Below are 23,317 nucleotides of genomic sequence, written 5' to 3' on the forward strand. Positions count from 1 at the left end.
AGTTCTCCTTAGCGCGAATAGGGCATCATCGGCTTGATGATCTTCTCATCAGCCTTGCTCAGCGTGGTCGTGCCACGCGCGTCGCGGATGAACTTGTTGGTGCGCTTGATCATCCCGTGCTGTTTGCCAGCCTGGGCGCGGATGATCTTGCCGCTGCCGCTTACCTTGAACCGCTTCTTGCAGCTCGATTTTGTCTTCATCTTGGGCATTTCCGGCTCCTTTGTCGGTCGGTTGTTCTACGCGACTCGGCATGCCACTCCGGCCGGCCGCGCTGATGAGCGGGCCGTATACGAGCTTCCCGCCTTCCGTGCAAGGGAAAATCCGGGCGTTCAGCCGGGCTCGTGGACGTGCCCGGCCTCCTCGCGCCGCTCGTCCAGCGCCTGCCGGATGATCTGAACCGACGACGACAGGAAGAGCCCCGCCATGATACCCGCGACCAGAAGGTCGGGCCAGCCAGTCGTGGTGCCCCAGACGCCGAGGGCCGCCAGCATCACCGCGACATTGCCGATCGCATCGTTACGCGAACAGAGCCAGACCGAGCGCACGTTGGCATCGCCATCCTTGTACTGCATCAGCAGCAGCACGCTGGCCAGGTTGGCCGCCAGCGCCATGACCCCCACGACGCCCATGATCCCCGCCTCGGGCACGCCGGTCACGAAGACCCGGTAGACGGTCGAGCCGAACACCCACGTGCCCATGAGCAGCAGGCTGACGCCCTTGGCCAGCGCGGCCGTGGTGCGCACATGTACCGATGCGCCGATCACCGCCAGCGAGATGCCATAGGTCAGCGCATCGCCCAGGAAATCGAGCGCGTCCGCCTTCAGCGCCTGCGACTGCGCGGCCCGGCCGGCGCTCATCTCGACGACGAACATCGCCGCGTTGATGGCGATGACTGCCCAGAGCCTGCGTTTGTAAGCGGCCGACACCCCGTCGAACCGCGCCTCATGTCCACAACAGCCTGCCATGGCGTACCTCGTTGAAATCGCGTTACCCGTAACCTAATCTCTCTAGTAACTAGAGCTTCAAGGGGGTTTTTGATGTATTCCATCGGAGAATTGTCCCGCCGCACCGGGGTCAAGGTGCCCACCATCCGCTATTACGAGGAGATGGGCCTGATTGCCGCCGCCGGGCGCACCTCGGGGAACCAGCGCCGCTATGGCCGCGACGAGCTGGAGCAGCTGGGGTTCATCCGCCATGCGCGCGATCTGGGTTTTCCGCTGGGGGCGATCTCGTCGCTCATCGAGTTGCAGCGCCACCCCGACCGCACCTGTCGCGAGGCGTCGGAGATCGCGCAGGCGCAGCTCGATGACGTGCGGGAGAAGATCGCGCGGCTCAGGGCGCTCGAGACGGAGCTGGGCCGGATCGTCGACGGCTGTTCGGGCGAGGGGACGCCGGAGGAGTGCTATGTGCTGGCCTCGCTGTCGGACCACGACCTGTGCGAAACCGAGCATGGGCAGGGGCATTAGCTCCGAGGCGGCTCAGATGAACTGCGCCACCACCCGCACGAAGACCTCGGGGATTTCCTCGAGCGTGTAGCCGCCCGGCTGTTCGCGGAAGGCCCAGACGATCAGGCCGCCCCCGACGATGGCCACAACGGCCGCCACCCGCGGCGTGCGCCGGTCGGCAAAGGCCGACAGCATCGACGGCACCGAGAGAACCGCCAGAACGATACCGATGATTAGCAGAAGATCTGGCTCCACGTGCGGTCCTTTTCCGAAAGGGGCCGGGGCCGGCCCTGGCGGGCAGGTTAGCCCGGATCGGTGGCGTAAATCAAACTTTCCTGACAGGGCGCGACGCGCAGGATGTTGGTTGTTCCCGGCACGTTGAACGGCACCCCGGCGGTGACGACGATCTGGTCGAGCGGCTCGGCATAGCCCTGTTCCCGCGCCGCCCGCGCCGCGCCCAGCACGGCCTGCTTGAACCGGTCGAGCGTGCCGGTCATCACGCAGTTCACGCCCCATGTCAGCGCCAGCCGCCGGGCGGTGCCCACGAGGTTGGTCATGGCGATGATCGGCACGCGCGGCCGTTCGCGGGCGGTCAGCAGGGCGGTGGTGCCCGACTGCGAGAAACAGCAGATGGCGACGATATCGGTCGCCTCGGCGATCTCGCGCGCGGCGGCGACGATACCGTCGGCGACGGTGGTGCGGTCGACCACGCGCGACGCCTCGATGATCTGGGTATAGGTCGGGTCGTCCTCGACCTCGCGCGCGACATTGTCCATCGTCGTGACAGCCTCGACCGGGTACTGCCCCGCGGCGCTTTCGGCCGACAGCATCACCGCGTCGGTGCCCTCGTAGATGGCGGCGGCCACGTCGGAGACCTCGGCCCGGGTGGGCATCGGGCTTTCGATCATCGATTCGAGCATCTGGGTCGCCACGATCACCGGCTTGGCCGCGGCCCGGCACTTGCGCACCAGCCGTTTCTGGATCGGCGGCACGTTCTGCACCGGCAGTTCGACACCCAGGTCGCCACGCGCCACCATGATCCCGTCAGAGGCGGCGAGAATGTTGTCGAACCATTCGACCGCCGAGGGCTTCTCGATCTTCGACAGGATCGCGGCGCGGCCCCTGGCCAGCTCGCGGGCCTCCTCGACATCCGCCGCGCGCTGCACGAAGCTCAGCGCCAGCCAGTCGACGCCCAGCTCGCAGGCAAATTCCAGGTCCTCGCGGTCCTTCTCGGATAGCGCGGCGAGCGGCAGCACCACGTCGGGCACGTTCACCCCCTTGCGGTTCGAGATCGTGCCGCCGACGATCACCTCGGTTTCGGCGTAATCGGGGCCGCATTCGGTGACCCTGAGGCGGATCTTGCCGTCATTGACCAGCAGGGTCGAGCCCACCTCCAGCGCTTGGAAAATCTCCGGGTGGGGCAGGCAGACCCGGGCGCCATCCCCTTCCGCCCCGTCGAGATCGAGCCGGAAGGACGCGCCTTCCTCAAGCTCCTCCTCGCCTTTGGCGAACGCCCCCACCCGCAGTTTCGGCCCTTGCAGGTCGGCCAGGATCCCGATCGGGCTGTTCAGCTCCTCCTCGATCTGGCGGATGATCCGGTGCTTCTCGCGAATGCCGTCATGGGTGCCGTGGCTCATGTTCAGCCGGAACACGTCGGCCCCGGCCTCGTGCAGGGCGCGGATCATCTCGTAGGTCTCGGACGAAGGCCCGAGCGTGGCGACGATCTTGACGTTGCGGTGGCGTCTCATGCGGGCGAAATCCTTCGGCTTGGGGTCCGCCACGATCATTCAGCCGTGGCCGGGCATGTCAATGGGCCTGTCGCGAATGGCGGCGGGGTATACGGAAAGTCTGTTATCGCTAACGGGTTTATGGTTGGTTATTACCCAATTCACATCCCCGCGCAACTGTCCTAGACCGTGCGCAAAGGACATGACACCCCGATGACGTACCACCCGTTCGAGATCGAAGGGGCCGACCGCCCTGCGCGCTGGCTCGTGACCTGCGACCACGCGGCCAACACCGTGCCCCCGTTCGTGAATGGCGGCACGCTGGGGCTGGCCGAGGGCGACATGGCGCGCCACATCGCCTATGACGTGGGCGCGCTGGGCATGGCACGCGAACTCGCCCGGCAGCTCGACGCGCCCTTCATCGCCACCAATTTCTCGCGCCTCGTGATCGACCCGAACCGGGGCGAGGATGACCCGACGCTTCTGATGAAGCTCTATGACGGCACGATCATCCCGGGCAACCGGCATGCGGGCGACGAGGAGCTTCAGCTGCGGCTCAACCGGTGCTACCGGCCCTATCACACGGCTCTGGCGGAGCTGGCGGCGCGGCGGGCCGATACGGTGATCGTCTCGGTCCACAGCTTCACCCGCCAGCTTCAGGGCCGCCCGCCCCGGCCGTGGCATGTGGGCGTGCTTTACGCCGCCGACGAACGCCTGAGCCGCCCGCTGGCGGCGCGCCTGCGGCAAGAGCCCGACCTGTGCATCGGCGAGAACGAACCCTATGGCGGGCATCTGCCCGGCGACGCCATCGCGCGGCACGCCATCGCCTATGAGCGGCCCAACGTGTTGCTGGAAGTGCGCAACGACCTGATCGAGGAAGAGGCGGATCAGGTCGCGTGGGGGAGGCGCCTGGCGCCGCTTCTGGAGGACGCGGCGGAGACGGCGGGGGTGTAGCCGTTTTCCGCGCGGAAAACGGGGTAGAAAATGCGCATTTTCTACCCCGGAATTTGCGCAAATTCCGGGCACGCCGACCGCAGCGTATCGCGTCGTCCGACGCCCTTGCGATCGACCCTCCACAAATGAACTCCATCTGCTAGGCTCGGGCGCATGTTTCGGCTTCTCTCCGGCGTCTGGGCGCTTCTGCTCGGGATCGTGTTCATCATGCTGGGCAACGGCATGCATTTCACCCTGATCGGCCTGCGCGGCGGGATCGAGGGGTTTTCGGCCACTGAACTCGCCATCGTCACCTCGGGCTATTTCCTGGGCTTCCTCTCGGGCGCCCGGATCACGCCGCTGATGATCCAGCGCGTGGGCCATGTGCGGGTCTTCGCCGCGCTGGGCAGTTTCATGTCGGCCGGGCTCATCGCCTTCCCGCTGGTGACCGACCCCATCGCCTGGACGGTGCTGCGCCTGCTGGTGGGGTTCTGCATGTCGGGCGTCTACGTGACCGCCGAAAGCTGGCTCAACGATTCCACCACCAACGAGACGCGCGGCTCGGTGCTGGCGGCCTACATGATCGCCCAGACCCTCGGGATCATCGGCGCGCAGGGGCTTCTGACCCTCGGCGATGCCGGGACCGCGACGCTGTTCATCGGCGCCTCGATCCTCGTCTCCATCTCCTTCGGGCCGATCCTTCTGTCGGCGACGCCCGCGCCGGCGGCCAAGGTCGCCAAGCCGATGTCGCTGCGCCGGCTCTTCACCGGCTCGCCGCTCGGCACGGTGGGGATCTTCCTGCTGGGCGGGGTCTATGCCACGCAGTCGGGCATGGCGGCTGTTTTCGGCACCGAGATCGGCATGTCGTCCGATGCCATCGCGCTTCTGGTGGCGATGCTGTTCGGCGGCGCGCTGCTGCTGCAATACCCGATCGGCTGGCTGTCGGACCGGATGGACCGGCGCAAGCTGATCTTCGGCGCGGCGGTGCTGGGCGGGGTGTCCTGCGGGCTGGGCTGGATGGCGGGCGGCAACCTGTGGTTCCTGATGGCGGCGGCCTTCTTTGCCGGGGGCGTGACCACGCCGCTTTACGCCCTCTTCCTCGCCTACACGAACGACTTCCTCACGGCCGAGGAGATGCCGGCGGCCTCGGGCGGGCTCGTGTTCACCTTCGGTCTGGGCGCCATCGTGGGGCCGCTGCTGGCGGGCTGGGCGATGGGGCAGTTCTCTCCGTCGGCCTTCTGGCTGGTGCTGGGCGGCACCTTCGCCTTCATCGCGCTCTATGCCCTCTACCGGATGACCCAGCGCGCGGTGGCGCCGGCGGAGGAGACCGAGAGCTATCTCGGTGTCCTGCCCACCGCCTCGCCCGTCGCGGTGGAGGCCGCCGGGGCCTGGGCGGCGGAGCAGGCGGAACAGGACCGCGACGCGCAGGAGGAAGGCTGACCCGTCCGCGGCCGGGGGCGTTTTCCGCGCGGAAAACGGGAGAGAAAATGCGCATTTTCTCCCCCGGAATTTGCGCAAATTCCGGGTGCCGCGCTCGAGGCCGCCTAGCCCGCCCGCAGGATTTTCTCCATCGCCTTGCCCTTGGCCAGCTCGTCCACCAGCTTGTCGAGGTAGCGGATCTCGCGCATCAGCGGCTCCTCGATCTGTTCGACCCGCACGCCACAGATCACGCCCGTGATCCCGCTTCGCGCCGGGTTCATGCGGGGCGCCCGGGCGAAGAAGGTCTCGAAATCGCGCTCATCCGCCAGCACCGCCTTCAGCCCTGCCGCGTCATACCCGGTCAGCCAGTGGATGATCTGGTCGAGCTCTGCCCTGGTGCGGCCCTTCCGCTCGGCCTTGGCGACGTAGTGCGGGTAGACGCTCGCGAAACTCATCGAGAAGATCTTGTGCCGTGTCATCGGGGCCTCTGTCGTGCTGCTTGACCCGTTCTACCACCGGCTTGGCCGAGATGCCCCAACTTTGCTGTTGCGCCCCGTGCGGCCAGCCGCGTTTACTCGCCCGGAAGAAGGAGACCGCCCATGCCCCATATCACCATCGAACATTCCAAGGGCCTTGAGGACAGCCACGACCTTCAGGCGCTGTGCGACACCCTGTGGGAGGCCTTTGCCGCCCACCCCTCCGTCAGTTCCCCCGATACCGTGCGCACGCGCACCATCGCCGCGACCGCCTCTCGCATCGGGGTCGAGCCGCAGAGCTTCGCCCACGCCACCCTCCTGCTGCTGCCGGGCCGGGATGAGGACACCCGCGCCGACCTTGCCCGGCTGACACTGGACCACCTGGAAAAGCATCTTCCCGATGTCGGCAGCCTGACGGTCCGGCTGAGCGACATTCACCCGCCCTACCTCAAGCGCATGTTGTAACCCGCCTTGTCAGCGCCGCGCCAATATCCCGACGTGTTCCACAAGCACCGCTGGACGGTTCTTCCCGAACCCGTGCAACGCGCAGTCTACGAGCTTGGCTGTGCCAGTCGCCGCGACCGGGTCGAGCCGGGGCAGATCGCCGCATACAGACAGGGCCTTGCCGGGCTCACGCCCATGGCCGTGCCGCGCGGAGGCTACGAGATCAGGCGGCTTTACGAGCCCTGGATCCCGTCCAGGGACGAGGATCCCTACCTGACGTCCCTGTGGCCCAATGGGCGGTTCGGTCGCGCCCCGCGCGACAGCAAACGCCTCGCCCTGAACCCCGACCTCGGCTGGCTCGTCCTTTTCCACGGCGACGGCTATCTGCGGCAGGCGGCGATGGAGGCGCTTCCCGGTCCGCCGCGCTCTGCCTTTGAACTGGCCGCTGCCTGTTATCGCCTGAACGACTGGGTCGAGAACGTGCGCCTCGCGGCCGAGGCCTATGCCGCCCGCGCCTTCCCCGAGACCGACCCGAACGTCATCGCCGGCGCCGCGCTCTTCCTGCTGGAGATGGAGCCGCATCTTCAACGCTGGTCCGCCACGGGCCGGGCAGCGGTGCGGCATCTCCTGACCCGCCGCGATACCGCCGCCTGTCTTGCAGATACCCTGCAGACGGCGCTTACCGGCCGACAGGGATACCTTTTGCAACAGCTGCTTCGCGACCCGTCGCTTGATCCCTACCTGCACCGTCTCGCCCATGACGCCGCCCATCCGGGCGTGCGCCGTGTTGCCATGACATGCCTGCTGACCGGTCAGGCCCGCTGGCTTACGGGCTTTCGCTACGAGTGGATCGACAAGTCCATGGCGCGGCGGAAGCGTGTTCCCGTGCACGAGACCCAGTCGCTTACCGTCGCCGGCGACCTTCCCGCACTCCTCTCGGCCGCGGTGGCTGACCGATCGCCGAAAGTCCGCGCAGTGGCCGCCGACCGCTTGATCGCCCGCCGGCAAGAGGCCACATCCGACATGGACAGGCTTGCCGCACGCCTTGCGGAGGATACCTCTCCCTCTGTAAGATCGCGTGCCGCCTATTATCTGACCCACCGGTAAGGAGACCCGTCATGGACGACCAGACCCGCATCGAGCTCGAGGCCGCCGCGTTCCGGACCCTGCGCGAGCACCTGATGGAAAAGCGCACCGACGTGCAGAATATCGACATGATGAACCTCGCCGGGTTCTGCCGGAACTGCCTCTCGCGCTGGTACCAGGAGGCCGCCAACGAGCGCGGCATCGAGATGGGCAAGGAAGAGGCGCGCGAGATCTTCTACGGCATGACGATGGACGAGTGGAAGGCCAACTACCAGACCGACGCCTCGCCCGAGAAGCAGGACGCCTTCAAGAAATCCTTCGCCGAGAACGTGGGCGACAAGGGCTGAGGTGCCTTTCTCAGACGCTCTCAACCTTGTTGGCCGGGTTCTGATCGCGCTGCTGTTTCTCGGCGGCGCGGTTCAGAAGGTCGGCGACCCGACGCAGGTGATCGGGATGATCACCGGGATCGGGTTGCCGGGGTGGCTGGACTGGCCGGTTGCCGCGTTCAACCTCGTGGCCGGTCTGTGCCTTGTGCTCGGGCCGCGCGTGCGGGTCTGGGCGCTGGTGCTGGCGGCGTATTGCGTGTTCACCAGCTTCTTTCACTGGCAGCTGCGGGCCGACCCGTGGCAGGTGACGATCATGGTCAAGAATATCGCCATTGCCGGGGGCTTGCTGATCCTCGCGGCGCAGGGGCCGGGGCGGTACTACTTGTTCGGCCGCAAGAACACCTAAGCGCAATCGCTGGCGCGGAACGAAGGCGCGCCAAGCGAGCGCCGCCGCGCATCGCCCTCTAGCTTAACCCCCGTCAAAGCCCCTCGTCCCACTCCCTGCTAAACCCGCCCCGCGCAAGGTTCAGCCGGTGTCTGCCCGCCCCCTTTTCCGAACGCCGAAAGGCTTCCTATATCCAAACCAGTCTCACCCGAGGTGGAAGGACCAACCCAATGATCGAGATAGACCACACCGGCGACCACGGCATCCTCGAGATCCGCATGACGCCGCCCGTTACCGACGCCGACTACACCGATACCCTGATCCCCGCCATCGACGCGGCCATCGCCAAGGGCGACCGCGTGCGCATGCTGGCCGTGGTCGAGGCCGGCTTTTCCGACTTCACCCTGGGCGCGATGCTGAAAGACGCGCGCACCGGGCTCAAGCACTGGCGCGGCTTCGACCGGGCGGCGCTGGTGACCGACAACACCGCCATGCGCAATGCCGTGGGCGCGTTTTCGGTGTTCCTCCCCTGCCCGGTGGGCAAGTTCGCCATGTCCGAGCTGGAGGATGCCCGCCGCTGGCTGCGCGAAAGCCTCGGCACCATCCAGCAGGAGGAGATCGGCGACGGCATCCTGCATCTCAGCCTGCGCGGCAAGCTTGACGGCGAGGCCTATGCCAACGACCTCGAAGACCTCAATCGCTACATGGCCAAGCACGAGAAGATGCGCCTGCTGATCGACCTGCGCGATTTCGACGGCTGGCAGGGGCTGGGCGCGCTGAAGGATCACTTCGACCTCGTGCGCGGCCATGCCTCCCGCGTCGACCGGGCGGCCATCGTCGGCGATGCCGGCTGGCAGGACATGGCCGTGGGCATCGGCAAGCGCGCCTTCGGGCTCGACGCCCGGCATTTCGGCGGGTCGGAGTTCGACAAGGCGAAGGAGTGGCTTGCCGCCTGACCCATCCCGGGGCCGCTTCACGCAAGGGCAGGCGGCCCCGCAGGAACAACCCCCTGCCGACTCTCGTTGACTCTCCGAGATTTCAGAGAGGCCGACGATGACCGACGACAAGAAGACACCCCCGACCACCACGGACGCAGGTTTCAAGGTTCAGAGCGACGAACACTCGCTGACCGTGGGCCCCGATGGCCCGATCGTGCTGAACGATCACTACCTGATCGAACAGATGGCCAACTTCAACCGGGAGCGCATTCCGGAACGCCAGCCCCACGCCAAGGGCTCGGGCGCCTTCGGCACGTTCGAAACCACGCAGGACGTGTCGAAATACACCAAGGCCGCCATCTTCCAGCCCGGCGCGAAATGCGAGGTGGTCGCCCGCTTCTCGACCGTCGCCGGCGAGCGCGGCAGCCCCGACACCTGGCGCGACCCGCGCGGCTTTTCCATCAAGATGTACACCGAAGAGGGCAATTTCGACATGGTCGGAAACAACACGCCTGTCTTCTTCGTCCGCGACCCGATGAAGTTTCAGCACTTCATCCGCAGCCAGAAACGTCGCGCCGACAATGCGCTGCGCGACCACGACATGCAGTGGGATTTCTGGACGCTGTCGCCCGAAAGCGCCCACCAGGTCGCCTATCTGATGGGAGATCGCGGCATTCCGCGCACATGGCGCGAGATGAACGGCTATTCCTCGCACACCTATTCGCTGGTCAATGCCGAGGGCGAGAAGTTCTGGGTCAAGTTCCACTTCCACACCGACCTGGGCGACGGCAACGCCTACCTGAGCCAGGAGGAAGCCGACGAGTTGGCCGGTGCCGACAGCGATTACCACCGGCGCGATCTCTTCAACGCCATCGCCGAGGGGAACCCGCCCTCTTGGACGCTCAAGTGGCAGATCATGCCCTACGAGGATGCCAAGACCTATCGCATCAACCCCTTCGACCTCACCAAGGTCTGGCCGCATGACGACTATCCCCTGATGGAGGTCGGCAAGCTGACCCTCGACCGCAACCCGGTCGATTTCCATAGCCAGATCGAACAGGTCGCCTTCGAGCCCAACAACATGGTGCCGGGCGTGGGGCTTTCGCCCGACAAGATGCTGCTGGCGCGCGGCTTCTCCTATGCCGACGCGCACCGTGCGCGGCTTGGGGTGAACTACAAGCAGATCCCGGTGAACGCGCCCAAGACCGAAACGCACGCCTATTCCAAGGATGGCGAGATGCGCACCAAGCACGCGGTCGACCCGGTCTATGCGCCCAACTCCTATGGCGGTCCGGCGGCCGAGCCGGACATGACCGGCGAGGCGGGCACCTTCCACGCCGATGGCGATCTGGTCCGGCAGGCCTATACCCTGCGCGAGGACGATGACGACTGGAGCCAGGCGCACGCGCTGGTGCGCGACGTGATGGACGATGCCATGCGCGAGCGGCTGGTCAACAACGTGGTTGGCCACCTCTGCGACGGCGTCAGCGAGAAGGTCCTGCAGCGGGCCTTCGAATACTGGCGCAACATCGACAAGGATGTCGGCGACCGGATCGAGAAAGGCGTGCGCGAGAAGCTCGGCGGCACATCCGACGCGCCGGGCATGGCCTCGGCCAAGAGCATCGGCGGCTAGCCCGCCACGCGAAGGCGCGCTTTCGGGCGCGCCTTCCTGTTTCGTGCACTGACACCCCGCGAAATCTTCCCCCATTGACACGGGTCAAACCATGCGCTCGCCTGTCGGCCTAAAGTGGTGCGGCGGCAAGGACGACAGGAGGCGCGCGGTTTGAAGTTTCTCGTCACCGGCGGGGCCGGGTTCATGGGCATCAACCTGATCAGGATGCTTCTCGATCAGGGGCACGGGGTGCGCAGTTACGACATTGCACCGTTCTCCTACCCCGAGGCGGGGCAAATCGACGTGCTTCAGGGCGATATCCGCGACCGGAGCCTGCATGACCGGGCCTTCGACGGGGTCGACGTGGTGGTGCATTGCGCCGCCGCTTTGCCGTTGTGGGAGCCCGAGGAGATCATGTCCACCAATGTCGACGGCACCCGGGCGTTGCTGGAGACGGCGCAGGCGAAGGGGATTTCGCGGTTCATCCATATTTCCAGCACGGCTGTCTACGGCATTCCCGACCATCACCCGCTGGTGGAAGAGGACGCGATGCACGGGGTCGGCCCCTACGGCGAGTCGAAGGTCAGGGCCGAGGAGGTGTGCGGAGAGGCGCGGCTGACAGGGCTGTGCCTGCCGGTGCTGCGGCCGAAAAGCTTCGTCGGGCCGGAGCGGCTGGGGGCGTTCGAGCTGCTGTACGATTTCGCCTGTGACGGGCACGGCTTCCCGGTGCTGGGTTCGGGGAACAACCGCTACCAGCTGCTGGATGTCGAGGACCTGAACCGGGCCGTGCTGCTTTGTGCGACGCTGGAGCGGGAGGTTGTGAACGACACGTTCAACGTCGGCGCCGAGCGGTTCGGGTCGTTGCGCGAAAGCTTCCAGGCGGTGCTGGACCGGGCCGGGCATGGCAAACGGGTGATCGGCATACCGGCGGGGCCGGCGATCGCGGTGCTGCGGGTGCTGGAGGCGCTGGGGCTGAGCCCGCTCTACAAGTGGATCTACGAGACCGCCGGCAAGGACAGTTTCGTCAGCGTCGAAAAGATCAGGACGCGGCTGGGCTGGCAGCCGGAGCATTCCAACGAGGAGGCGCTGGTCAGGAATTACGAGTGGTACCTGGCCAACCGCGAGACGATTTCGGCCCGCACGGGCGTGACCCACCGGGTGCCGTGGAAACGCGGGGCGCTCAGACTGTTGCGGTGGGTCATCTGAGGGCACTCAACCGCCGTGTTCGGCCTTGCTGTCCTGCGGCGCCTCGGCGCGCTCGTTGAGGCCGTAATCGCGCAGGACATGGGCCACGCGAAGGCGGTAATCGGCGAACATGCCGGCGCGGCCTTTCGACTGTGCCCGGCGGTGGGCGGCAAGCCGGCGCCATTCCTCGACCGCCTCTTCGCTTTCCCAGAAGGAGAGGGAGAGCAGCTTTTCGGGGTGGACCAGGCTCTGGAACCGTTCGACCGAGATGAAGCCGTCGATCTGTTCGGCCAGGGGGCGCATCTCGGCGGCGATGTCGAGGTAGGGGTCTTTCTGGCCGTCGGCGGGGATGACCTCGAAGATGATGGCGATCATGGCTGTCTCCTTCCGGTGTTCGCGGGCGAGTTTCGGGGGTGTCGGGTTCAGGGGCAAGCGGTGTTTCCAATGGAGAGCGCCGGGGGGCCAGCCCCCCGGACCCCCCCGGGATATTTTCGCCAAGAAGAAGCAGGGGGTGGTCTTGTCGTTGTCGGGCAATACCAGATTGCAGGAGCGATAGGGCCAGTATAGCGTTCGGATATGTCGATCCCCGTCGAGACCTTCTTCCTGAACCCAGAGGCGCAAGGCACGCTGCAGGCGCAGATCCAGCAGATGATCGCGCAGGGCATCCTTTCGGGGCGCTTGCGGAAGGGTGAGAAGCTGCCCTCGTCGCGGAAGCTGGCCGGGCACCTGGGGGTGAGCCGGATCACGGTGACGCTGGCCTATACGGAGTTGCAGGCCTCGGATTACCTCGAATCGCGGGACCGGTCGGGGTATTTCGTCTCGAACAACGCGCCGGAGCCGCCGCAATTCGCGGCAAGGCACCCGCGGCAGGACAGCATCGACTGGTCGCGGGCGCTGGGCCGGAAATTCACCGGCGGGGCCACGCCGGTGAAGCCGCGCGACTGGTGGAGCTTTCGCTATCCGTTCGTCTATGGGCAGACCGATCCGTCGCTGTTCGATCACGCCAACTGGCGCCATTGCGCGCTGAGGGCGCTGGGGCAGAAGGATTTCCAGGCGCTGACGACCGATTACTACGACAATGACGACCCGCAGCTGATCGAGTTCATCGCGCGGCATACGCTGCCGCGGCGGGGGATACTCGCGCGGCCCGAGGAGATCCTCGTCACGATGGGGGCGCAGAACGCGCTGTGGCTGACGGCGCAGGTGCTGTTGACGCAACGGCGCACGGCGGTGGCGGAGGAGCCGTGTTACCACGCGCTCAGGGATATCCTGACGCAGTCGCGCTGTCATCTTGCCCCCGTGGCGGTGGACCGGGACGGGTTGCCGCCCGAGGCGCTGCCGGAAAGCGCCGACGTGATCTTTACCACGCCGAGCCACCAGTCGCCCACCAATGCGACCATGCCGATGGGCCGGCGCAAGGCGCTGATGGCAAGGGCGCGGGAGATGGAGGCGCTGATCGTCGAGGATGATTACGAGTTCGAGATGTCCTTCCTGCGGGCGCCGCTGCCGGCGTTGAAGTCGCTCGATACCGACGGACGGGTGATCTATGTGGGCAGTTTTTCGAAGTCGATCTTTCCGGGGCTGCGGCTGGGCTATCTTGTCGGGCCCGAGCCGTTCATCCGCGAGGCCAGGGCGCTTCGGGCGAGCGTCTATCGCCACCCGCCGGGGCATATTCAGCGGACGGCGTCGTACTTCCTGAGCCTCGGGCATTACGACAGCCTGATCCGGCGGATGGGGCAGGTGTTTGCCCGGCGGCGCAAGGTGATGGAGGAGGCGCTGGCGGGCCACGGCCTTGGCGTGGCCGGGCGGGGCGTGTTCGGCGGCTCGTCGATCTGGATGCAGGCCCCCGACGGGGTGGACACCGGAGAGCTAGACCGGCGCCTGCGGGAGAAGGGTGTGCTGATCGAGCCCGGGCGGCCGTTCTTCCATGCCGCCGAGCCGCCGGGCAGCTATTATCGCCTCGCCTATTCGTCGATTTCGTCGGAACGGATCCCCGAAGGGATCGCCCGGCTGGCGACGGAATTGGCGCTGATGCGCTGACTGGTCCTAACCTGGCTGCGATTCTGGCCCTACTGAGTCTTCCGGCCCTGCCGTACCTTCTGGCCAACTGCCGCCCCGGGGAGGGGGCCGGCTCGCATTCCAGGAGACACGCCATGAAGATGACCACCGAAGAAGCTTTCGTGAAAACCCTGCAGATGCATGGCATCCAGCATGCCTTCGGGATCATCGGCTCGGCGATGATGCCGATTTCGGATATCTTCCCCAAGGCCGGGATCACCTTCTGGGATTGCGCGCATGAGGGCAGCGCCGGGATGATGGCCGATGGCTATACCCGCGCGACCGGCAAGATGAGCATGATGATCGCCCAGAACGGGCCGGGCATCACCAACTTCGTGACCGCCGTGAAAACCGCCTACTGGAACCACACGCCGCTGCTGCTGGTGACGCCGCAGGCGGCGAACAAGACCATCGGGCAGGGTGGCTTCCAGGAGGTCGAGCAGATGAAGCTGTTCGAGGACATGGTGGCCTACCAGGAGGAAGTGCGCGACCCGACGCGGATTGCCGAGGTGCTGAACCGGGTGATCCTGAAGGCGAAGCGGGCGAGCGCGCCGGCACAGATCAACATCCCGCGGGATTACTGGACGCAGGTCGTCGATATCGCGCTGCCGCAGATCGTGGCGTTCGAGCGGCCGACGGGCGGGGCGGAGTCGCTGGACCGGGCGGCGAAGCTGCTGGACGAGGCGAAATTCCCGGTGATCCTGAACGGCGCGGGCGTGGTTCTGGCCGGCGGGATCGAGGCCAGCAAGAAGCTGGCCGAGCGGCTGGATGCGCCGGTTTGCGTGGGCTATCAGCACAACGATGCCTTCCCCGGCTCGCACCCGCTTTTCGCCGGGCCGCTGGGCTATAACGGGTCGAAGGCGGGGATGGAGCTGATTTCGCAGGCCGACGTGGTGCTGTGCCTCGGCACGCGGCTCAACCCGTTCTCGACCCTGCCGGGCTATGGCATCGATTACTGGCCCAAGGACGCCAAGATCATCCAGGTCGACCTGAACCCCGACCGGATCGGCCTGACCAAGCCGGTCAGCGTGGGGATCGTGGGCGATGCCAAGGCGGTGGCCGAGGGTATTCTCGAGCGGCTGTCGGATACCGCGGGCGATGCGGGGCGTGACGAGCGCAAGGCGCTCATTGCCAAGACGAAATCGGCCTGGGCGCAGCAACTGTCCAGCATGGATCACGAGGATGACGACCCGGGCACCACGTGGAACGAGCGCGCCCGCAAGGACAAGCCCGACTGGATGAGCCCGCGCATGGCGTGGCGGGCCATTCAGCAGGCCCTGCCGAAGGATGCGATCATCTCGTCGGATATCGGCAACAACTGTGCCATCGGCAATGCCTACCCGTCCTTCGAGGAAGGCCGGAAATACCTGGCGCCGGGGCTGTTTGGCCCCTGCGGCTATGGCCTGCCCTCGGTGATGGGCGCGAAGATCGGCTGCCCCGACGTGCCGGTGGTTGGGTTTGCAGGTGACGGCGCGTTCGGCATTGCCGTCAATGAACTCACCGCGATCGGCCGCGAGGAGTGGCCGGCGATGACGCAGATCGTGTTCCGCAACTACCAGTGGGGCGCGGAGAAGCGGAACTCGACCCTGTGGTTCGACGACAACTTCGTCGGCACCGAGCTGGACGAGGGCGTGAGCTATGCCGGGATCGCCAATGCCTGCGGGCTGAAGGGCGTCGTGGCGCGCACGATGGACGAGCTGACCGATGCGCTGAACCAGGCGATCAAGGACCAGATGGAACACGGCAAGACCACCCTGATCGAGGCGATGATCAACCAGGAGCTGGGCGAGCCCTTCCGCCGCGACGCGATGAAGAAACCGGTGGAAGTCGCCGGGATCGACGCGGCCGACATGCGCGAGCAGGTGGTCTGATCCGATGACGGGAACCGGCGGCGAGGACGCGATACTGGTTCTCAATGCCGGGTCCTCTTCCATCAAATGCGCTGTGTTCGGCGGTGACCTGACCGAGCGGCTGGGCGGCATGGCCGACGGAATCGGCGGCGAAGGGTCGCTGAAGGTCGGGGACACCCGGCACAAGGCAAGGTTCGCCAATCATGAAGAGGCGCTGGCGGCCCTGCTGGAGGGGCTGGCGGCGCAAGGCCTGTCGGTGGAGAGCTTCCGGGCGGCCGGGCATCGCGTGGTGCATGGCGGCACCGAGCTGACCCGGCCGGCATTGGTGACAGACGACGTGCTGGCGGGCATCCGGCGCTGCGTGCCGCTGGCGCCGCTGCACAACCCCCACAACCTTGCCGCCATCGAAACGCTGGCGCGGCTGGCGCCCGACCTGCCGCAATGCGCAAGCTTCGATACCGGCTTTCATGCTTCCAATCCGGAAGTGGCGCGGCGCTATGCCCTGCCCGCGGATATCGAGGCGCGGGGGATACGGCGCTACGGGTTTCACGGCCTGTCTTATGCGTCGCTGGTGCGGTCGCTGCCCGAGGTGTCCGGCGAGGTGCTGCCGAAACGGCTTCTGGCGCTGCACCTCGGCAACGGCGCGTCGATCTGTGCCATCCGCGACGGGCAGTCAGTGGCGACAACGATGGGCTATTCGCCGCTGGAAGGCCTGACCATGGGCACGCGTACCGGCAGCATCGACGGCAACGCCGTTCTGCGGCTCGCGGGCGAGGACGGGATCGACGCGACGCACCGGAGGCTCAACAAGGAGAGCGGGCTCTGGGGCCTGTCGGGTGGCATTTCCGACATGCGCGCGCTGCTCGAGGATGGCGGCGACCGCGCGCGCTTTGCGGTCGAGCATTTCTGTTACTGGGCGGTGCGCCACTCCGGCTCGATGATCGCGGCGATGGAGGGGCTGGATGCCGTGGCCTTCACCGGCGGCATCGGCGAGAACGCCGCGCCCGTACGGCAGCGTATTGCCGAGGGGCTGGGCTGGCTGGGGCTGAAGCTCGACCCCGAGGCCAATGACAAAGGGCATACAAAGCTGCATTCCGAGGGGTCGAATGTGGCGTGCTGGATCATCGAGGCGCAGGAAGAACGCCGGATCGCGGCGGATGCGCTGGACTTGCTGGGGGACGGGTGATTGGATTGTCGGGAAAAACGTCTGCAAGACCCGGTGATTCCTGGGAGAGTGTTCCAATCCCGGATGTCACTCAGAAAATGGTCGCGGACCCTATCAATCTGGCCTAATGTACCGCCGGACGGAGGGACAATTTCCAAATGAGTTTTGATCAACCGCGAATCAATACCTCGCCCAAGGTGTCGGACGAGGTGCGCAAGACCACGTGCTACATGTGCGCCTGCCGCTGCGGGATCAACGTGCACATGAAGGACGGCAAGGTCGCCTATATCGAGGGCAACCGCGACCATCCGGTGAACAAGGGCGTGCTTTGCGCCAAGGGCAGCGCGGGGATCATGCAGGTCAACGCGCCATCACGGCTGCGGGCCCCGTTGAAGCGTGTCGGCCCGCGCGGCTCGGGCGAGTTCGAGGAGATCAGCTGGGACGAGGCGCTGGATATCGCCGCCGGGTGGCTGGGCCCGCTGCGCAAGAACGACCCGTCGAAGCTGGCCTTCTTCACCGGGCGGGATCAGAGCCAGTCCTTCACCAGCTTCTGGGCGCAGAATTTCGGCACGCCCAACTATGCCGCGCATGGCGGGTTCTGCTCGGTCAACATGGCGGCTGCGGGCATCTACACGATGGGTGGCGCGTTCTGGGAGTTCGGCCAGCCCGATTGGGACCATACCAAGCTCTTCATGATCTTCGGCGTGGCCGAGGACCATGACAGCAACCCCATCAAGATGGGCATCGGCAAGATCAAGGCGCGGGGCGCCAAGGTGATCGGGGTGAACCCGATCCGGTCAGGCTACAATGCCGTGGCCGATGACTGGGTCGGGATCACGCCGGGGACGGATGGCCTCTTTATCCTGTCGCTGGTGCATTGCCTGTTGAAGGCCGGCAAGATCGACCTCGATTACCTCGCCCGTTACACCAATGCCGGGTACATCGTGAACCGGGATTCCAAGTCGGCCCAGTACGGGCTTTTCCTGCGCGACGCCGACGGCAAGCCGCAGGTGATCGACCGGAAGACCGGCAAGCTGACGGCGTTCGACAAGAAGGGCGTGCGGCCAGACCTGTCGGCCACGTATCGGGATGGCGGGATCACCCACAAACCGGTGATGCACCTGATGGCCTCGCGCTACATGGGCAAGGAATACGCGCCCGAGGCGGTGGCCGAGCGTTGTGGCGTCAAGCCCGCCAAGATCCGCGCGATCGCCAACGAGCTGGCGCGGGTGGCCTTCGAGGAAGAGATCGTGCTCGAGCGGGAATGGACGGATTTCCGCGGCGAAAAGCATTCGGTCATGAAGGGCCGCCCGGTGAGCTTCCACGCCATGCGCGGCATCTCGGCCCATTCCAACGGGTTCCAGACCTGCCGGGCGCTGCACATGCTGCAGATCCTGCTGGGCTCGGTCGAGGTGCCCGGCGGCTTCCGGTTCAAGCCGCCCTATCCCAAGCCCGTCACCGCCCACCCGACACCACACTGCAAGTTCACCCCCGATGCCCCGCTCGACGGCCCGCACCTTGGCTTCGTGCGCGGCCCGCAGGACCTTGCGCTGAGGGAAGACGGCACGCCCGCCCGGATCGACAAGGCGTTCACATGGGAAAACCCGATGAGCGCGCATGGCCTGATGCACATGGTCATCAGCAACGCCCATGCCGGTGACCCCTACAAGATCGACACGCTGTTCATGTACATGGCCAACATGTCGTGGAATTCCAGCATGAACACGCGCGGCGTGATCGACATGCTGACGGACACCGACGAGAACGGCGAGTATGTCATTCCGCGGATCATCTATTCGGATGCCTACAGTTCCGAGATGGTCGCCTATGCCGACCTGATCCTGCCCGATACGACATATCTAGAGCGCTACGACTGTATCAGCCTGCTCGACCGCCCGATCTGCGAGGCGGATGCCGCGGCCGACGCGATCCGCTGGCCGGTGGTCGAACCCGACCGCGACGTGCGCGGCTTCCAGACGGTGCTGGTGCAGCTGGCGAACAAGCTGAAGCTGCCGGGATTCACCGATGAGGCGGGCGCCGCGAAATACACCGACTACGCCGATTACATCACCAACCACGAGCGCAAGCCGGGCATCGGCCCGCTCGCCGGGTGGCGCAGCGGCAAGACCGGCCTGACCCACGGGCGCGGTGCGCCGAACCCCTCGCAGTTGAAAAGCTACATCGCCAATGGCGGGTTCTTCATCAAGCACATCCCCGACGAGGCGGCCTATATGAAGCCGTGGAACATGGCCTACCAGGACTGGGCCGTCGACATGGGCATCTATGACAGCCCGCAGCCGTATGTCTTCGATTTGTATGTCGAGACGATGCGCCAGTTCCAGCTGGCCGCCGAAGGCCATGGCGAACGCCAGCCGCCCGCGCATCTGCGCGAGCGGATCAAGCAGACGCTCGACCCGCTGCCGGTGTGGTACCCGCCCTTCGAGGATGGCAGCGTGGATGTGGAGGAATACCCGGTTCACGCCCTGACCCAGCGGCCGATGGCGATGTATCACAGCTGGGGCACGCAGAACGCGTGGCTGCGGCAGATCCACGGGCAGAACCCGCTCTACGTTCCGACGAAGATCTGGGAGAAGGAGGGCTTTGCCGAGGGGGACTGGGCGCGCGTGAGCTCGGCGCATGGAGAGATCGTGGTGCCGGTGGCCCACATGGCGGCACTGAACGAGAACACGGTCTGGACATGGAACGCCATCGGCAAGCGCAAGGGCGCCTGGGCGCTGGACGAAAAGGCTCCGGAGGCGACAAGGGGGTTCCTGCTGAACCACCTCATTCACGAGCTGCTGCCGCCCAAGGGCGACGGGCTGCGCTGGTCGAATTCCGATCCGATCACCGGGCAGGCCGCTTGGTTCGACCTGCGCGTGAAGATCGAGAAGACCACTGCACCCGACGAGGCAAAGCCCACGTTCAGCGCGATCAAGTCGCCGGTGGGCAAGGGGCCGGATGAACTCCGCTGGAAGGTGGGCGAATGAGCATGCCGGAGATCACCGGCCGCGACGGCGTGCGGCTGGCCACGTATGCGGAGGGCCCTGAGGGCGCGCCGGCCGTGCTCTTCATCCACGGCTGGGCGCAGCAATCTGTGTGCTGGCGGCCGGTGATGGACCGGCTGAAGGGCCGGTTCCGCGTGGTGGCGATGGATTTGCGCGGGCATGGCGCGTCGGACAAGCCGGAGGGCGAGGGGCCCTACACCGATACGGCGCTCTGGGCCGATGACGTGACCGCGGTGATCGAAGGCTACGGGCTCGAGAAGCCGGTGCTTGTGGGCTGGTCTTATGGCAGCCGGGTGATCGCGTCGTACCTGTCGGTGCATGGCGATGCAGGGCTGTCAGGCATGGTGCTCGCCGGTGGCATCCTGACCATTGGCGCGGCCCGCGAAGACTGGATGGTCGGACCGTCGAGCCCCGGCGTGCAGCGCGACCTTTACACCGACGACCTGCCGAGGCGGCTGGCGGCCACCGCGAAATTCGTCAAGGAATGCACCGCGCAGCCCCTCGATACGCAAGCGTATGGTGAGCTGGTCGGCGCTAACATGCTCTGCCCGCCGCATGTGCGCCGGGCGCTCTTTGCCCCCACGTGGGATTTCCGGCCCGTCTACGCGGCGATGACCTGCCCCGGGCTGGTGATTCACGGTGTGCAGGACGAGGTCGTTTCCGCCGCGACCGGTGAGGCGGCGGCGGCGTTGATGAAAGACGCCCGCTACCTGCCCTATGACGGGGCGGGCCATGCGCCCTTCCTCGAAAACCCCGACCGGTTCGCCGACGATCTCGCGGCATTCGTTGAAACTTGTACCACAGCGGAGGAGGGTCAATGACCACGCTTCCCGAAAAGACCGACCGCAAGCTCGGGCTGGTGATCGACCTCGACACCTGTGTCGGCTGTCACGCCTGCGTGGTCAGCTGCAAGGGCTGGAACACCGAGAATTACGGCGCGCCCCTGTCCGATCAGGATCCCTATGGCGCCGACCCGAGCGGCACGTTCCTCAACCGGGTGCATTCCTACGAGGTACAGCCCGAGGAAGGCGCGGCGCAGCTCATCCACTTCCCGAAAAGCTGTCTGCATTGCGAGGATGCGCCTTGCGTCACCGTCTGCCCCACCGGCGCCAGCTACAAGCGGGTCGAGGACGGGATCGTTCTGGTGAACGAAAGCGCCTGCATCGGCTGCGGCCTCTGCGCCTGGGCCTGCCCCTATGGCGCGCGCGAGATGGATGCGGCCGAAGGGGTGATGAAGAAATGCACGCTCTGCGTCGACCGGATCTACAATGTGAACCTGCCCGAGGAAGACCGGGTTCCCGCCTGCGTGCGCACCTGCCCGGCGGGCGCGCGGCATTTCGGCGACCTTGGCGATCCGGAGAGCGATGTCTCGAAACTGGTCGAGGAACGGGGCGGCATGGACCTGATGCCGGAGCAGGGCACGAAGCCCGTCAACAAGTACCTGCCGCCGCGGCCCAAGGACGAGCTCGACCAGGTCGACGTGCTGGCGCCCTATCTTCAGCCGGTCGCGGAGGAGCCCAAGGGCTTCCTCGGCTGGCTTGACAAGACTTTGGAGAAGCTCTGACATGCATCCGGCGCCGTCCGTCATCATCTTCACCACGCTCTCGGGGCTGGGCTTCGGCCTTCTGGCGTGGCTGGGCCTCGGCTTTCCGCAGGTCACCGGCTGGGTTGCGTTCACCTTCTTCGTCATCGGCTATGCGCTGGCGGTGGGCGGGCTTGTCTCCTCGACCTTCCACCTCGGCCACCCGGAACGCGCGCTGCTGGCCTTCACGCAATGGCGCAGCTCGTGGCTGAGCCGCGAAGGCGTCGTCTCGGTCGCGGCCCTCGTGGTGATGGCCCTCTATGGCGCCGGGCTGGTCTTCTGGGGCGAAAGCTGGCGCCTCCTCGGCGTGATCGGCGCGGCGCTGTCGCTGGGCACGGTGTTCTGCACGGCGATGATCTATGCGCAGATGTCCACGGTGCCGCGCTGGAAGACCTGGCTGACGCCGCTCCTGTTCCTGATGCTGTCGGTCTCTGGCGGCGCGCTGCTGGCCGGGCAGATCAAGGCGGCGATGCTGCTTCTGCCCCTGGCGGCGGCGGTTCAGGTGCTGTGGTGGATGCGCGGCGACGGGGCATTCGAAAACAGCGGCACGACGCTGGCGACGGCGACGGGGCTTGGCCGTACCGGCAAGGTGCGCTCGTTCGAGCCGCCGCATACCGGCAACAACTACCTGCTGCGGGAATTCGCCTACCAGGTGGGCCGCAAACACGCGACCAAGCTGCGCTCGATCGCGATGCTGCTGGGCTTCGTCCTGCCCTTTTCGCTGCTGATCATGCCCTTTGCGCATGTGCTGGCGCTGGTGGCAGTGATCAGCCATCTCGCGGGCGTCGCGGCCAGCCGATGGCTCTTCTTCGCCGAGGCCGAGCACGTGGTGGGCCTCTATTACGGCAAGCGCTAGGGCGCCGCTCATCAGCCCTTGCGGGCTGCCTCGCCCCGGCTTCTTCTTGGAATCAAATATCCATAGCGTGACGGAAGCGTGTCGGTGACACGCTCATGGGGTCAGCCCCAGCCATCCGTCCATTCATCGACCTTCGGGTTGATCCTGTTCCGGCGGAACCGCCGCCACCGCACGCGCACCGCCCAGAACAGCGCGAAGAGCAGCGTCAGCACGATGATGTTGAACCACGGGATGATCTGCACGTCGGGCCCCGCGACCCGTTTGATGGTGACCGCGTTTGGATAGATCGAAATGAACTCGTTGCGCCAGCCATAGTGGCGGATCGACACCCACCGGGGGTTCTCCGAGGTCGATTTCAGGTCGGCCGCCTCGGCCTGCAGGTTCGAGGTGTCGAACTTGAAATAGGGCGGCCAGCCCCAGCCGGTGTCCTCGTTGCGATAGACCATCACCCGGCCGTTCTCGCGCACCGCCGTGATGAAGAACACGTCGCGGTTCACCGTGCCTTCGACCTCGCCCGTGCCCTGGTTGGCCCAGAAGATCGAGTTCTCGCCGAAATCGACGCGCTTTTCATAGGTGTCGGTGATGCGCGCGATATCGTGCTGGGGCAGGGTGTAATGCAGGAAGGCGCCCACGACGAGCCAGAAGGCGATGATGAAGACCCATTTGACGTAGACCATGCCGGCCCCTTTCCTTTGCTGCGCGATTCCTGCCCGTGTGACCGCATATAATCATGAACCCGCGAGGGGCCAGATGCGACCGGGAATCTCGCAAAATTTCCCGGCACTGGCGGGGTGGCGGGACGGGGTGTGCGCGAATCCCGTTTGG

General features: G+C 66.1%; 24 protein-coding genes. 17 read left to right on the forward strand and 7 right to left on the reverse strand.

What is annotated here, in order from left to right; all coding sequences use genetic code 11:
- Positions 1-8: 8 nt before the first annotated feature.
- Positions 9-209 carry a 50S ribosomal protein L35 gene (gene rpmI / locus RIdsm_RS01605; protein ID WP_057816349.1) on the reverse strand — a complete coding sequence of 67 codons (201 nt, stop codon included), beginning with the start codon at positions 207-209 and terminating at the stop codon, positions 9-11.
- Positions 210-329: 120 nt separating this feature from the next.
- Entirely contained in the window at positions 330-965 is a 636-nt protein-coding gene (locus RIdsm_RS01610; protein ID WP_057816348.1) for a cation efflux transmembrane domain-containing protein, read from the reverse strand.
- A 72-nt stretch (positions 966-1,037) separates the two neighbouring features.
- Between RIdsm_RS01610 and RIdsm_RS01615 the strand changes: the two genes are divergently transcribed.
- Positions 1,038-1,466, forward strand: a complete 429-nt coding sequence (locus RIdsm_RS01615; RefSeq protein WP_057816347.1) for a MerR family transcriptional regulator — start codon at positions 1,038-1,040, stop codon at positions 1,464-1,466.
- Positions 1,467-1,478: 12 nt separating this feature from the next.
- Here the strand turns inward: RIdsm_RS01615 and RIdsm_RS01620 are convergent, their stop codons facing one another.
- On the reverse strand, positions 1,479-1,700 hold the full coding sequence (locus RIdsm_RS01620; RefSeq protein ID WP_057816346.1) for a hypothetical protein: 222 nt from the start codon (positions 1,698-1,700) through the stop codon (positions 1,479-1,481).
- A 47-nt stretch (positions 1,701-1,747) separates the two neighbouring features.
- The gene (gene pyk / locus RIdsm_RS01625; RefSeq protein WP_057816461.1) at positions 1,748-3,193 is read right to left on the reverse strand and encodes a pyruvate kinase; all 1,446 of its coding nucleotides are present in this window, start codon (positions 3,191-3,193) and stop codon (positions 1,748-1,750) included.
- A gap of 192 nt (positions 3,194-3,385) precedes the next feature.
- Between pyk and RIdsm_RS01630 the strand changes: the two genes are divergently transcribed.
- Positions 3,386-4,126: an N-formylglutamate amidohydrolase gene (locus RIdsm_RS01630; protein WP_057816345.1), complete on the forward strand. Its 741-nt coding sequence runs from the start codon at positions 3,386-3,388 to the stop codon at positions 4,124-4,126.
- Between the two features lie 153 nt (positions 4,127-4,279).
- Positions 4,280-5,545: an MFS transporter gene (locus tag RIdsm_RS01635; protein WP_057816344.1), complete on the forward strand. Its 1,266-nt coding sequence runs from the start codon at positions 4,280-4,282 to the stop codon at positions 5,543-5,545.
- Between the two features lie 104 nt (positions 5,546-5,649).
- On the opposite strand, the gene RIdsm_RS01640 is transcribed toward RIdsm_RS01635, so the two are convergent.
- Positions 5,650-6,003, reverse strand: a complete 354-nt coding sequence (locus RIdsm_RS01640) for a DUF2200 domain-containing protein (RefSeq protein ID WP_057816343.1) — start codon at positions 6,001-6,003, stop codon at positions 5,650-5,652.
- Between the two features lie 120 nt (positions 6,004-6,123).
- Between RIdsm_RS01640 and RIdsm_RS01645 the strand changes: the two genes are divergently transcribed.
- From RIdsm_RS01645 to RIdsm_RS01675, 7 genes are all read left to right on the forward strand, one after another.
- Positions 6,124-6,465, forward strand: coding sequence for a tautomerase family protein (locus tag RIdsm_RS01645; RefSeq protein WP_057816342.1), 342 nt, complete (start codon positions 6,124-6,126; stop codon positions 6,463-6,465).
- Between the two features lie 6 nt (positions 6,466-6,471).
- Positions 6,472-7,551 (forward strand): hypothetical protein, encoded by a 1,080-nt coding sequence (locus tag RIdsm_RS01650; protein WP_074940363.1) that lies wholly within the window; start codon positions 6,472-6,474, stop codon positions 7,549-7,551.
- Positions 7,552-7,562: 11 nt separating this feature from the next.
- Positions 7,563-7,877, forward strand: a complete 315-nt coding sequence (locus RIdsm_RS01655; RefSeq protein ID WP_057816340.1) for a DUF1244 domain-containing protein — start codon at positions 7,563-7,565, stop codon at positions 7,875-7,877.
- A 1-nt stretch (position 7,878) separates the two neighbouring features.
- On the forward strand, positions 7,879-8,262 hold the full coding sequence (locus tag RIdsm_RS01660; RefSeq protein ID WP_057816339.1) for a DoxX family protein: 384 nt from the start codon (positions 7,879-7,881) through the stop codon (positions 8,260-8,262).
- Positions 8,263-8,471: 209 nt separating this feature from the next.
- On the forward strand, positions 8,472-9,197 hold the full coding sequence (locus tag RIdsm_RS01665; RefSeq protein WP_057816338.1) for a SpoIIAA family protein: 726 nt from the start codon (positions 8,472-8,474) through the stop codon (positions 9,195-9,197).
- 97 nt (positions 9,198-9,294) lie between these two features.
- Entirely contained in the window at positions 9,295-10,812 is a 1,518-nt protein-coding gene (locus RIdsm_RS01670) for a catalase (protein WP_057816337.1), read from the forward strand.
- 150 nt (positions 10,813-10,962) lie between these two features.
- On the forward strand, positions 10,963-11,997 hold the full coding sequence (locus RIdsm_RS01675; protein ID WP_074940366.1) for an NAD-dependent epimerase/dehydratase family protein: 1,035 nt from the start codon (positions 10,963-10,965) through the stop codon (positions 11,995-11,997).
- 6 nt (positions 11,998-12,003) lie between these two features.
- Here the strand turns inward: RIdsm_RS01675 and RIdsm_RS01680 are convergent, their stop codons facing one another.
- Positions 12,004-12,351: an antibiotic biosynthesis monooxygenase family protein gene (locus RIdsm_RS01680; protein ID WP_057816336.1), complete on the reverse strand. Its 348-nt coding sequence runs from the start codon at positions 12,349-12,351 to the stop codon at positions 12,004-12,006.
- 201 nt (positions 12,352-12,552) lie between these two features.
- Here RIdsm_RS01680 and pdxR point away from each other — a divergent pair, with 201 nt between their 5' ends.
- The 7 genes from pdxR to RIdsm_RS01715 all read left to right on the forward strand — a co-directional run bounded on the left by pdxR (position 12,553) and on the right by RIdsm_RS01715 (position 22,492).
- The gene (gene pdxR, locus RIdsm_RS01685; protein ID WP_057816335.1) at positions 12,553-14,016 is read left to right on the forward strand and encodes a MocR-like pyridoxine biosynthesis transcription factor PdxR; all 1,464 of its coding nucleotides are present in this window, start codon (positions 12,553-12,555) and stop codon (positions 14,014-14,016) included.
- Positions 14,017-14,129: 113 nt separating this feature from the next.
- The gene (gene xsc, locus RIdsm_RS01690; RefSeq protein WP_057816334.1) at positions 14,130-15,905 is read left to right on the forward strand and encodes a sulfoacetaldehyde acetyltransferase; all 1,776 of its coding nucleotides are present in this window, start codon (positions 14,130-14,132) and stop codon (positions 15,903-15,905) included.
- Between the two features lie 4 nt (positions 15,906-15,909).
- Complete coding sequence (locus RIdsm_RS01695) at positions 15,910-17,070, forward strand: acetate/propionate family kinase (protein ID WP_057816333.1); 1,161 nt, start codon at positions 15,910-15,912, stop codon at positions 17,068-17,070.
- A 137-nt stretch (positions 17,071-17,207) separates the two neighbouring features.
- The gene (locus RIdsm_RS01700) at positions 17,208-20,036 is read left to right on the forward strand and encodes a molybdopterin oxidoreductase family protein (protein ID WP_057816332.1); all 2,829 of its coding nucleotides are present in this window, start codon (positions 17,208-17,210) and stop codon (positions 20,034-20,036) included.
- A complete protein-coding gene (locus tag RIdsm_RS01705; protein ID WP_057816331.1) occupies positions 20,033-20,875 on the forward strand; it encodes an alpha/beta fold hydrolase in 843 nt (280 codons plus the stop codon). The genes RIdsm_RS01700 and RIdsm_RS01705 overlap by 4 nt, the downstream gene beginning before the upstream one ends.
- Complete coding sequence (locus RIdsm_RS01710; protein WP_057816330.1) at positions 20,872-21,618, forward strand: 4Fe-4S dicluster domain-containing protein; 747 nt, start codon at positions 20,872-20,874, stop codon at positions 21,616-21,618. Before RIdsm_RS01705 ends, RIdsm_RS01710 begins: the two co-directional genes overlap by 4 nt.
- 1 nt (position 21,619) lies before the next feature.
- Positions 21,620-22,492 (forward strand): dimethyl sulfoxide reductase anchor subunit family protein, encoded by an 873-nt coding sequence (locus RIdsm_RS01715; protein ID WP_057816329.1) that lies wholly within the window; start codon positions 21,620-21,622, stop codon positions 22,490-22,492.
- A gap of 101 nt (positions 22,493-22,593) precedes the next feature.
- On the opposite strand, the gene RIdsm_RS01720 is transcribed toward RIdsm_RS01715, so the two are convergent.
- Positions 22,594-23,169: a DUF1523 family protein gene (locus tag RIdsm_RS01720; protein ID WP_057816328.1), complete on the reverse strand. Its 576-nt coding sequence runs from the start codon at positions 23,167-23,169 to the stop codon at positions 22,594-22,596.
- Positions 23,170-23,317: the final 148 nt, after the last annotated feature.

This window comes from Roseovarius indicus, from assembly GCF_008728195.1.
Lineage (GTDB): Bacteria > Pseudomonadota > Alphaproteobacteria > Rhodobacterales > Rhodobacteraceae > Roseovarius > Roseovarius indicus.